The sequence below is a fragment of the Pseudoalteromonas sp. AWH4_217 genome, from assembly GCF_056161105.1.
The window spans coordinates 124,186-136,773 of sequence record NZ_JBSWYM010000013.1 but is presented as its reverse complement, the minus strand read 5'-3'; the positions used below and the strand labels follow the sequence as shown (position 1 = coordinate 136,773).

Here is a 12,588-nt window from a genome sequence, read left to right as displayed (position 1 = left end):
AGCATTCAATGCCAATGGCTTCACCAGTCTATTGCCAGGCTCGCTGAGTCAGGGTCTCAAAGCGTTTGCTGAAGCGGCACGGATCACGCCATTTATGCTGGTACACAGTGCGCTGGCCTATGTTTTGTCGCGGCACAGTAATCAGCAGGATATTGTGATTGGCACGCCGGTGGCGAATCGTGCCCAGCCAGAAGTGGCCGGTCTTATCGGATACTTTGCCAATACTCTGGTACTGCGAGTGAACACCCAGCATTCTAATCTGGGTGACTATCTTGCTCATGTGAAAGACGCTCATATCGGTGCACAATCGCATCAGGATGTGCCGTTTGAACAGCTGGTTGATGCCTTACAGATCCCGCGTTCAACGGCTTACAGTCCGGTGTTCCAGATAATGCTGACAACCAACTCAGAATTTGCCCTGGCAGAGCAACCAGAGCAGGGACTGGCAGGACTGACGTTTACCCCAAGACTGCCACAGGCCTGTTCGACCAAGTTTGATATTGAAATTAATATCGACCTGGATGAGGCCGGACTGACCGTCAACTGGTTGTATGATTGTGCTCTGTTCACGGAGCAACACATCGCAGCGCTGGATAAACATCTGCAAGGTGTGCTCAGATATCTGGCGCGGCTTACTCAGGCACAGCTAGCCAATCCGCTGGATACGCTCCCGCTGCTATCTGAACAGGAACGTTATGAACAGCTTCAGCAATGGAATGATACGGCGCGGGAATATGATCAAGCGCTGTGTGTTCACGAATTGTTTGAGCAGCAGGTTGTAAAATCGCCCAGTCAGACAGCTTTACGTTTTGGCGCTCAGACCATGAGCTATCGTGAACTTAATACCAGAGCGAACCAGCTTGCAGATTATCTGCGCAATGAACACGGCGTTGGACCAGACACTTTAGTGGGGCTGTGTGTAGAACGTTCATTTGAAATGGTCATTGGGATCTGGGGGATTTTGAAAGCCGGCGGAGCTTATGTGCCGCTAGATCCTGAGTTACCCAGCGCCAGGTTGAACTATCTGGTTGCCGATGCCAATGTCAGTGTCGTGCTCAGCACGCAAGAGGTCGCCGCACGTGTCATGCTGGGCGGGGCCTGCGTTATTGAGCTTGATGGCTTTAATTATCACGCCTACAGCGATGCCAATATTGCACCGAACGACATTGGTCTGAGCGCCCGAAATCTGGCCTATACCATTTACACCTCGGGCTCTACGGGTATGCCAAAAGGTGTGCTGCTTGAGCATCAGGCGCTGCATAACCGCATCGACTGGATGGACAATGAATACCATTGCGGACCTGACGACAAGATACTACAGAAAACGCCGTACAGCTTTGATGTGTCGGTATGGGAATTTGTCTGGCCGATGCTCAAAGGTGCAGAACTGGTGATTGCCAAGCCGGGCGGCCACAAAGACCCGGGCTACCTGAGCGATCTGATTGTTGAGACAGGCATCACCAAATTGCACTTTGTGCCGTCTATGCTGGGCGTCATGCTGGAGCATGGTGACCTGAGCCGTTGTACGTCAATCCAGCAGGTTTTCTGTAGTGGTGAAGCGTTGCAGATCAGCCATGTTGAGCAGTTCCAAACCATGCTGCCAGCGGCGCAGCTTCATAACCTCTATGGCCCGACTGAAGCGGCCATTGACGTCAGCTATTGGGACTGCGCGCAGCCTCATGGCAGCAATGTGCCTATTGGCCGGCCAATCCAGAATATCCAGCTATACATCCTTGATGAGTCGCTGAACCTGTTGCCAAAAGGTGCCTGTGGCGAGTTACACATAGGCGGTGATGGTCTGGCACGTGGATATCACAATCGCGCTGATCTGACTGAAGAACGCTTTATCGCCAACCCGTTTTACGATGACAGCCAGGCAGGCAGCAGTCAGCGTCTGTATAAAACCGGCGATCTGGTCCGTTATCGCGCTGATGGCATTATTGAATACATGGGGCGTATTGACCATCAGGTGAAGATCCGCGGGTTGCGCATTGAGCTTGGTGAGATTGAGTATCACATCGGCGAGCACAGCGAAGTGGACTCTGCTCTGGTGATGGCTTTGGATGACCAACAGGGTAACCAGCACCTGGTCGGCTATGTTAAACCGCACTCGCTGGATACAGACGATACACAGCAAGCACTTATTGACTCTATCAAAGCACAACTGGGTGAGTCTCTTGCTGAGTATATGATCCCCGCCAGCTTTGTGCTGCTGGAAGAATGGCCACAAACGCCCAACGGCAAAATTGATCGTAAAGCCCTGCCTGCTCCGGAGCACGCCGGGCTCGGTGGTGAATATGTTGCGCCTGACAGCGACACCGAGCGGACTCTGGTGACTATCTGGTCACAGGTACTTGGCCTGGATGAAGCGCATATCAGCACGCAGGCGAGTTTCTTCTCACTGGGTGGTCAGTCTTTGCTGGTCGTCAAACTGATGAAAGAGATTGAGGCCAAGTTTGACTGCGCGCTGACCATCAAACAGTTATTTAAGTACACCTCGGTGGCTGAACAAGCCTTGCAGTTAGACGAGCTGCACGCTGCTCAGGCTCTGAAAGACAAGTTAGAACAATCAGATAATGTAGAAAGGATTGTGTTTTAATGAAACCGCAACAGTTAGTCAGTCTGCTTCAGGAAAAGTTGATTTTGGTGAGTGTCTCTGACGGGTCACTTGTAGTCGAAGCTGAAAAGGGCGCAGTCACAGCAGAGATTGCGCAACTGATCAGAGAGAATAAAACACAATTACTGGATTATTTAAGCGACAGCGAAACACAGCCCAAGCGCCAGGCTATTACGCCGCGTACTGAGCAGTATCAGACGTTTGCACCACTGTCTTTTTCACAGCACCGGTTATGGTTTATCGATCAGCTGCAACAGGGGTCGGCACAATATAATATGCCAGCTCTGATGACGGTCACCGGGGAGCTGGATCTGGCGGTGGCTGAGCGTGCCTGTCAGGCCATTATCCGCCGCCATGAAATACTGCGCACTGTGATTGTGGATGGTGAAAACGGTGCACGGCAGCACATTCGTGACGAGGTGACGTTTGCTATCGCCCACAGCGATTTGACCACACTGGAAGCAAGTGCTCGTTCGGCGCAGCTCGAAGCCCTGATTGATGAGGAGCTGAATACCCCGTTTGATCTGACCAAGGATGTGATGATGCGGGCGCGTTATATTCTGCTGGCCAACCCTGGCACTGCGCAACAAGCAGGGGTGTTGCTGTTCAATATGCATCATATTGCCTCCGATGGCTGGTCGATTGAATTACTCAGTCAGGAGTTTCTGACTTTATATCGCGCCTTTGCACAGGGGGCAACGAACCCATTACCTGAGCTGACTATCCAGTACGCAGACTATGCGCTGTGGCAGCAAACCTGGTTGCAGGAAAATGTACTGGAAACTCAGCTGGCATACTGGCAGGAAACCCTGGCCGATGCCCCGTCTGTCCACAGTCTGCCCTTAAAACAGCCTCGCCCTGAAGAAAAGCAAAGTGCTGCGGGGTGCCAGAGCTTTAATCTTGACAGCACACTTAGTCAGCAGCTGGGTGCTGTTGCGCAGCGCCACCAAATGTCGCCCTTTATGTTGGTACACAGTGCGTTGAGTTGGGTGCTGGCGCAGCACAGCAACCAGCAGGATATCCTGATTGGTACGCCGGTTGCCAACCGAATGCAAAGTGAACTGGAGCCGCTGATCGGCTTTTTTGTCAATAATCTGGTGCTCAGAACTCAGACCAGGCATACCACGCTGGGAGACTATTTCGCCCATGTACGCGATGTGCATCGCAATGCGCAGGCCAATCAGGATGTACCGTTTGAGCAACTGGTAGAGCGCTTAAATGTAGAGCGCAGCCTGTCGCATGATCCGCTGTTTCAGATCATGTTGTCCATGGACAGCGAGTTTGGTGTCAGCGATCAGGCCGATGCTGGACTGGATGGACTGAGCTTTGCGCAATATGAGCGCGAGATAGTGTCGCTGAAGTACGACATAGATATCGACATTACCCCACAGGATGAAGGCTACACACTGCGCTGGACCTACGATCTGGCGCTGTTTGAAGACCATTATATTGAAACTCTGAATCGTCACCTTATCCACGCACTGCAACTGTTCAGCGACCATGCTGCCAGCACTGCACTTGCTCAGTTGACCCTGATGGATAAGCAGGAGCAACAGGCACATCTTGCACAACTGTGTGGACCGGGCGTGTCCTTGCCGTCTACTCCGGTACATCAGCTGATTGAAACACGCGCCACACAAAGCGACGCGCGTATTGCCGTCAAGAGCCATGAGGGCACACTGAATTATCAGCAATTGAACGAGCGCGCCAACCAGCTGGCGCACTATTTACGTGCTGAACATCAGGTGGGCCCGAATACCTTGGTCGGCCTGTGTGTTGGTCGCTCGCTGGAAATGATGGTCGCGGTACTGGCCATCCTCAAAGCCGGTGGTGCCTATGTGCCGCTGGATCCGGATTACCCGCAGGAACGTCTGGCGTATATGGTCGAGGACACCGGTCTGTCTGTGGTGCTGACCCAGCAAAAAGTGGCAGCCATGCTGAGCGATTTTAACGTCACACCAGTGCTGCTGGATGATGCCAGCCAGTTTGCAGGCTACCCAATCAGCAACCCGGATGTGGCACTAAGCCCGGAGAGCCTGGCCTATGTGATGTATACCTCAGGCTCAACCGGTAATCCCAAGGGCGTGATGATAAGCCATCATAACCTGATCAACTTTGCCGCTAACTGTGAGCAGCGCTACGAAATCACCGAAGCCGACAACGTGTTGCAGTTCTCTACCATGAATTTCGATATTTTCGTCGAAGAATGGCTGGCGACGCTGGCTCAGGGCGCCACTTTGGTGCTGCGCGATGAAGAGGTGTCGCTGAGCCGCGAGGCCTTCATCGCCTTCTGTGACAGCCATGCTATCAGTGTGGCCAGTCTGCCAACGGCGTTCTGGCATATGCTGGCGCTGAGCGAAGCGGAGCTTGAAGCGCTGGCACTGCGACTGGTGATTGTCGGCGGTGAAGCGCTGGATAAACAGTCGGTGGCGTCGCTTAAACCGGGCTTTGTGCTGCTCAATACCTATGGTCCAACTGAGACCACAGTCACGGCATCCGGCTATGCCATCAGCGGTGGTTACGATGAGCCGCGGGCGGTGCCCATTGGCCGTGCCAACGTGAATACCGCGACCCTGGTGCTCAGCGAGCAGCTGACCTTGTGCCCGCCGGGTGTGGTGGGTGAGCTGTATATCAGTGGTCAGTGTCTGGCCAGTGGTTATTTACATCAAAGCGAACTCACCGCCGAGCGCTTTATTGACAATCCTTACTTTGACCCGGCCAACCCTGCGCTGAGCGCCCGTTTATACAAAACCGGCGACCTGGTACGCATGGGCGCAGACGGCGAAATCGAGTTTGTCGGACGCAGCGACGATCAGGTCAAGATCCGTGGTTTCCGCGTCGAGCTGGGGGAGATAGAAACCCAGCTGATGAGCCATGAGCAGGTCGAGTCGGCGGTGGTACTGGCCGAATCTGGCGCTCTTGATGGTACGAACAGAGGCGGCAAGGTACTGCGCGCTTTTGTGAAGGCACAGAGTGAGCAAGACAGCAGCTTAATTGACGCACTGCAACAGCATCTGAGCGGCAACCTGCCGGATTATATGGTGCCCTCGGCTTACAGCTTTGTGGACCAGTGGCCGCTGACCGCCAATGGTAAGCTGGACAAACGTGCACTGCTGGCCCTGCCGGCGAAAACGGTAGAGCAGCCTTATCAGGCACCACACACCGACGCCGAAAAAATGGTGGTAGAGATTGTCGCCTCACTGTTGTCGCTCGACGCCGCTAAGGTGGGTGTCCACGCTAATTTCTTTGCGCTGGGCGGCCACTCGTTACTGATTATGCAGCTGGTCAGCCAGCTGCGTGCACGTCAGTATCAGGCTGATGTGCAGGCCCTGTTCAGAGCACACACGCTACAGGACATGGCACGCCAGGTTCGGGCACTTGGGAATGAGGAATCAAGTCGTGTGCCCGCCAATTTAATTCCGGCGGACTGTACTCACATCACCCCGGAGATGGTGACACTCACCGAGCTGGATGAACAACAACTCACCGATATTGCGGCGACCATTCCTGGTGGCATGGCCAACATTCAGGACATCTACCCGCTGGCACCTTTGCAAGAAGGCGTGCTGTTTGTACACACCATGAGTGAAGGGCAGGACCCGTATGTTACCAGCACCACCTTTGAATTCGACAGCACGGAGTCCCTTGAGCGCTTTAAATGGGCACTCAATACCCTCATTGCCCGCCACGATGTACTGCGCACCGCGATTTTATGGCGCAACCGCACCACTGCACTTCAGGTGGTACAGCGTGAGGTGGAATTGCCCGTGGCTGAGCTGGACTTCAGTGAGGCAAACGATGTCTGGAGCGCATTCAGCGCTTATGTGGCCGGGCAGCCGCTGTGGATTGAGCTTGAAAACGCGCCGCTTTTACAACTGAGCGTGTGTGAAGATGCCGCGCAGGGCAAGCATTATGCGCTGCTGTGCGAGCATCACCTGATCTCAGATCACGTGTCGCTGGAAATTCTGGTCCATGAATTAACGGCGCTGCTGAATGGCAATGAAGCGAGCCTGGCAGAGCCGGTGCCCTATCGGGAATTTGTTGGCCGCACCCTGGCGCGCACCGCGAGTCTGGACACCGAAGCCTTCTTTACCCAAATGCTGGGTGATGTCAGCGAACCCACCTTGCCTTATGGCCTGACGGATGTGCTGAATGACGGCTCGGGCATTGAGACCGTACATGTCACCCTGGATGACGCGCAGGCGCAGCGTATTCGCCGCCTGACCCGCCAGTATCACAGTAGTCCGGCGGCGCTGTTTCATCTGGTGTGGGCCAAAGTGCTGGGCGTGTGTAGCAGTCAGTCGGAGGTGGTATTTGGTACTGTGTTATCGGGTCGTATGAGCGACGATGGCCTGAGCAGCCAGCTGATGGGCATGATGATCAATACGCTGCCGCTGCGGGTGTCTCTGAGCGAACAAGATGTAATGAGCCTGCTGGCACAAATTAACGACGACCTGCGTGCTTTGATGCCCTACGAGCAGGTGTCACTGGCCGAGGCGCAGCGCTGTAGCGGCGTAAGTGGTCAGCTGCCCCTGTTCAGCGCGATGCTGAACTATCGCCACTCGGCGGTGGAAGAGTCGCAGCTGGAGCAGGAGGACGGATTCAAGGTGATTGCCAGTGAAGAGCGCACCAACTATCCGTTTAACCTCTCGGTAGATGATTTCGGCGATGGCTTTGGCTTTGAACTTCAGGTAGATAAACGTGCCCCGGCGGCGCGCATTGCCGAGTATCTGCAAGTGACCCTGACTCAGGTGCTGGATTTACTGGACAGCCAGAGCAATACAGCGGTGCAGAGCCTGTGTGTACTGGACGAAGCCGAGCGTACGCAACAATTGCACAGCTGGAATGACACCGCGCTGGATTATCCGCGTGAGCTGTGTATCCACGAACTGTTTGAACAGCAGGCAGCGGCGACACCGGAGCAGATTGCGCTGCGCTTCGGCGAGCAGACTCTGAGCTATGGTGAATTAAATGCCAGAGCCAACCAGCTGGCTCATTATCTGCGTGCAGAGCACAATATCGGACCGGATTCATTAGTGGGCTTATGTGTTGAGCGTTCACTGGAGATGGTGATCGGCATTTGGGGTATTCTCAAAGCCGGCGGGGCTTATGTGCCATTGGATCCTGAGCTGCCACCGGCACGCCTGAACTACCTAGTGGAGGATGCTAATGCTACGGTAGTGCTGAGCACAACCGCAGTTACCGGACGAGTCAGCCTTGGCGAAGCCAATATTACCCGTCTGGATGAGTTCGATTTTAGCGCCTATCCGGATACCAATATTGCGCTAAAAGACATAGGTCTGAGTGCGCACAACCTGGCCTATACCATTTACACTTCGGGCTCCACCGGGCTGCCAAAAGGCGTGCTGGTCGAGCATCAGGCACTGCATAACCGCATCGACTGGATGGACAACGAATATGGCTGTGGCCCGGACGACCGAATTCTGCAAAAGACCCCCTACAGCTTTGATGTCTCCGTGTGGGAATTCGTCTGGCCTATGCTCAAAGGCGCGGAGCTGGTGATTGCAAAACCGGGCGGTCATAAAGAGCCGGAATACCTCAGTGAGCTGATTGTCGCTGCCGGGATCACCAAATTGCACTTTGTGCCTTCTATGTTGGGTGTGATGCTAGAGCATGGCAACCTTGAGCGCTGCACCTCCATCAATCAGGTATTCTGTAGTGGTGAAGCGCTGCAAATAGGCCATGTTGAACAGTTCAGAGCCTGTTTGCCAAAAGCACAACTACATAATCTGTATGGCCCCACTGAAGCGGCCATCGATGTCAGTTACTGGGATTGCACTCAGCCATACGGCAGCAGTGTGCCGATTGGTAAACCGATTCAGAACATACAGCTAGTGATTTTGGATGAAGCCCTCAACTTGCTGCCACAAGGAGCCTGCGGTGAATTGCACATTGGCGGCGAAGGTCTGGCGCGTGGTTATCATAACCGTCCTGAGCTGACGGCCGAGCGTTTTATCGACAACCCGTTTAAAGATGAGTTACCAAGCGCACGACTTTATAAAACCGGCGATCTGGTGCGTTTTCGTGACGATGGCACTATAGAATATATGGGTCGGATGGATCATCAGGTGAAAATTCGCGGTCTGCGCATCGAGCTGGGTGAGATTGAATATCATATTGGTGAGCATAGTGAAGTGGATTCGGCACTGGTAATGGCGTTGTCAGATCCGCAGGGCAACCAGCGTCTGGTGGCTTACGTTAAACCGTGTACCGAGCAACCGGATACGGCAAAGCAGGCATTGATTGAATCGATTGTCACCAAACTGAGTCAGTCACTGGCCGAGTACATGGTACCAAACAGCTTTGTGCTGATTGATGAGTGGCCACAGACACCAAATGGCAAAATTGACCGCAAGGCGCTGCCTGCACCGGAGCAGGCAGATTTAAACGGCGACTATGTGCCGCCGCAGAGCGATACTGAGCACACGTTGGCGGCAATCTGGGCTGATGTACTTAACCTGCCCGTTGAGCAAATCAGTCGTGATGCGAATTTCTTCGCACTGGGTGGCCATTCTTTGTTGGTGATGCAGCTGTTGACCCGGGTGAAACAGCTAGGCTATCAATGCCAGGCACAGGCCCTGTTTAAGGCCAGCAGTCTGAGTGCGATGGCCGCGCATCTCGACGCACAGCCACAGGTTGAGTTTGAATTTAATGTGCCGCAAAACCGTATTCCAGCAAGAGCAGACGCCATCTCACCTGAGATGTTGCCCCTGATTGAGCTAACACAGAACAGTATTGATGCCATCATAGCTCAGGTACCCGGTGGTGCGGCGAATGTGCAGGATATGTACCCGCTGGCACCGTTGCAAGAAGGGGTGCTGTTTGTCCATACCATGAATCAGCAGCACGACCCGTATGTCAGTACTATGGCGTTTGAGCTCGATGGTGAACAACTGCTGGCTCAGCTCATCGATGAGCTGAACTTTGTGATTCAGCGTCATGATGTGCTGCGTACCGCCATTTTCTGGCGCGGCCGCGAGCAGGCTGTGCAGGTGGTATTGCGTGAAGTCGAGCTGCCCGTGACGCTGTTGTCACTTGAGCCAGCAAGGGTGAAAGCACAATTTGAAGAGTATGTGGCAAATGCACCTCATGGCTTTGATCTTGAATCTGCGCCGCTGATCCAGTTAATGGTTTCACCGCAGGATCAACAGGGCAAAGTCTACGCACTGCTGAAGTTTCACCACCTGATCACTGACCATGTGTCACTGGAAATACTGCTGGCAGAACTCAGTGCCGAGAACAAGGCTGATTTGCCCGCTCCTTTGCCTTATCGTGAGTTTATAGCCCGCTCCATGGCACAAAGTGCTAAGCTGAATACCGCTGAGTTTTTCTCTGCTCAGCTTGGTGATATCGATACGCCAACTCTGCCATTTGGCCTGGCTCAGGTGACTGGCAACGGAAATGCGGTGGCAGAGTGCGCAACTGAGCTAAGCCCGGCGTTGTCACAACAGATCCGCGCTTTGTCCAGACGTCTGCAATGCAGTCCGGCAGCGCTGTTCCATCTGGCCTGGGCACAGGTGTTGAGCGCCGGTACGGGCCGCGATGAGGTGGTATTTGGTACTGTGATGTCGGGACGGATGAACGCTATGCCAGGCATTGAGCGTATGATGGGTATGCTGATCAATACCTTACCGCTAAAAGTTAAGCTGGGTCAGCAATCGGCACAGACGGCGCTCCATGAAGTCAACGAGGCGCTCCAGTCGTTACTGCCTTATGAACAAGTCTCGCTGGCCGAAGCGCAAAGTCACAGCGCCATCAGTGGTAACACACCTTTATTCAGTGCCATTCTCAATTATCGCCACACCGAGCCGTCCCAGCCGACCCCTGAGGGAAGCGCCACTCTATTGAGTACCCGAGAGAGAACCAACTATCCGTTTGATTTGTCTGTCAATGATCTGGGCGAGCAGGCCAGTTTTACGCTGGATTTCCAGATTGATCAAAGTATTGCAGCAACCCGGATTGCAGCATCAATGGATACCGCGCTGAAAGCACTGGTGGAGGCATTAGAAAGCAACAGTACACAGCCTGTTGCCACGCTGGCCGTGTTACCGGCAACCGAGCAAGCACAGCAAAGTGCATGGCAAAGTAGCGCGGCAAACTATCCGCGAACTGAGTGTATTCATACGTTATTTGAGCAACAAGCTGCGGCAAATCCACAGCAAGTTGCCGTGCAGCTCAACGAACAGGTCCTCAGCTATGGTGAGCTAAACGCGCGAGCCAACCAGCTGGCCAGGTATCTGCGTGACGAATACCAGATAGGCGCAGGTTCCTTAGTTGGACTGTGTCTGGGTCGCTCTCTTGAATTACTGGTGGCAACCCTGGCTATTTTAAAAGCGGGTGGGGCGTACGTACCGCTGGACCCGAGTTATCCTGAATCTCGTCTGGCGTATATGCTTGAAGATACCCAGCTGTCAGTGGTGTTGACAGGCAAAGCAGAGCACGACGTGCTGGCGTTTAGCCCGGTTGCTAAGGTTACACTGGATGAGAATAACGCCCTCTGGACTGATCTGAGTACCGAAAACCTGGATTATCCTGAAGGTTTGACGGCGCAGTCACTGGCCTATGTTATTTATACGTCGGGCTCCACTGGTACGCCCAAAGGGGTTATGACCCCGCACCGGGCTGTCAATCGCCTGGTGTGTGATCCGAACTTTATGACGCTCAATTCAGAGACGGTCTTTTTACAAAGCGCCAATATTGCCTTTGATGCGGCAACTCTGGAAATTTGGGGGCCATTGCTTAACGGCGGACGCTGTGTGCTCTATCCTGACGCCTACCTCTCACTGGCTGGGATCAACAAAGTGTTGGAAACTCGGGGCATTACCGCCATGTGGTTAACCTCCGGGTTGTTCACCGAATGGAGCAAGGCCTGTACTGATCTCAGTACCGGGCCACTGGCGCTACAGCATGTGCTGGCTGGCGGAGATGTGCTGAACCCGCTGGCGGTGATGGCTGTGCAGGCGGCACTACCGAATGTGACTGTGATCAATGGCTACGGCCCGACCGAAAACACCACCTTTACCTGCTGCTATCCGGTACCGGCAAAGCAAGATATCAGTTCCGGTGTGCCCATCGGGCGAGGCGTGCAGGGCGATCAGATTTTGATCCTGAGTCCGCAGGGGCGCAAAGTGTCTAACACTGTGGTTGGTGAGTTATGTGTGGGCGGCGATGGCCTGGCGCTTGGCTACCTCAACCAGCCTGAGCTGAGTAAAGCACGGTTTATCGATAACCCGTATGCGGCCGAACTGGGCCAGCCTGCGCACTTGTATCTGACTGGCGATTTGGTGCGCTTTAACGCTGAAGGTCTGATTGAATATGTCGGGCGGGTTGATGATCAAATCAAGATCCGTGGCTTTCGGGTGGAGCTGGGCGAGATCGAAAACGCCCTGAATGCAGATGAGCGGGTTGCGCAATCTCTGGTGACTGTCAATAAAGAAAAAGGCGTTATTGTGGCCTATGTTGAGCCCGTTTCTGAAGCGCATCAAGACACGTTGACCGCGCAATTAATGGCAAGTGTATCAGCAAGTCTGCCCCCATACATGGTGCCCTCAGCCTGGAAGCTGGTCGATACCTGGCCACTTACCGCGAACGGCAAAATTGACAGAAAGGCATTACCTGAAGTCGAGCTGACAGCTCTGGCTGATGAGTACATTGCACCGCAAAACGAACTGGAGCAACAGCTGGTCGGGATTGTGGCACGTTTATTGGGCGTGGATGCGGGTGATATCAGTATGTCAGCCAACTTCTTTGACCTTGGGGGACACTCCCTATTGATGATGCGACTGTTGAGTGAGGTGAACAAACACTGGCAGGTTGAACTGAGCGTTGGGGATGTCTTTGAATGTCAATATCTTGCCCAGGTGGCGGAGCTGATTCATAGCGAAGTCGCCTTACTATCGGCCTTTGATGACAGTGACATTGATGAGGATGAAGAAGTCCTTGAAATCTGA

At 53.8% G+C, this 12,588-nt stretch carries 2 protein-coding genes (1 of these 2 only partly in view); both read left to right on the top strand.

Annotated features, from left to right (window positions below):
* Positions 1-2,599 carry the 3' portion of an amino acid adenylation domain-containing protein gene (locus tag ACXAH1_RS16800; protein ID WP_475198253.1) on the top strand. The gene continues 7,409 nt to the left of window position 1, outside the view, so only the last 2,599 of its 10,008 coding nucleotides appear in the window; its start codon lies beyond the left edge, outside the window; the stop codon is at positions 2,597-2,599.
* A complete protein-coding gene (locus ACXAH1_RS16795) occupies positions 2,599-12,588 on the top strand; it encodes an amino acid adenylation domain-containing protein (RefSeq protein ID WP_475198252.1) in 9,990 nt (3,329 codons plus the stop codon). The genes ACXAH1_RS16800 and ACXAH1_RS16795 overlap by 1 nt, the downstream gene beginning before the upstream one ends.

What these genes read in the sequence shown, in the direction of transcription:
- ACXAH1_RS16795 (WP_475198252.1), top strand. Translation starts at nt 2,599, where the DNA reads ATGAAACCGCAACAGTTAGTCAGTCTGCTTCAGGAAAAGTTGATTTTG.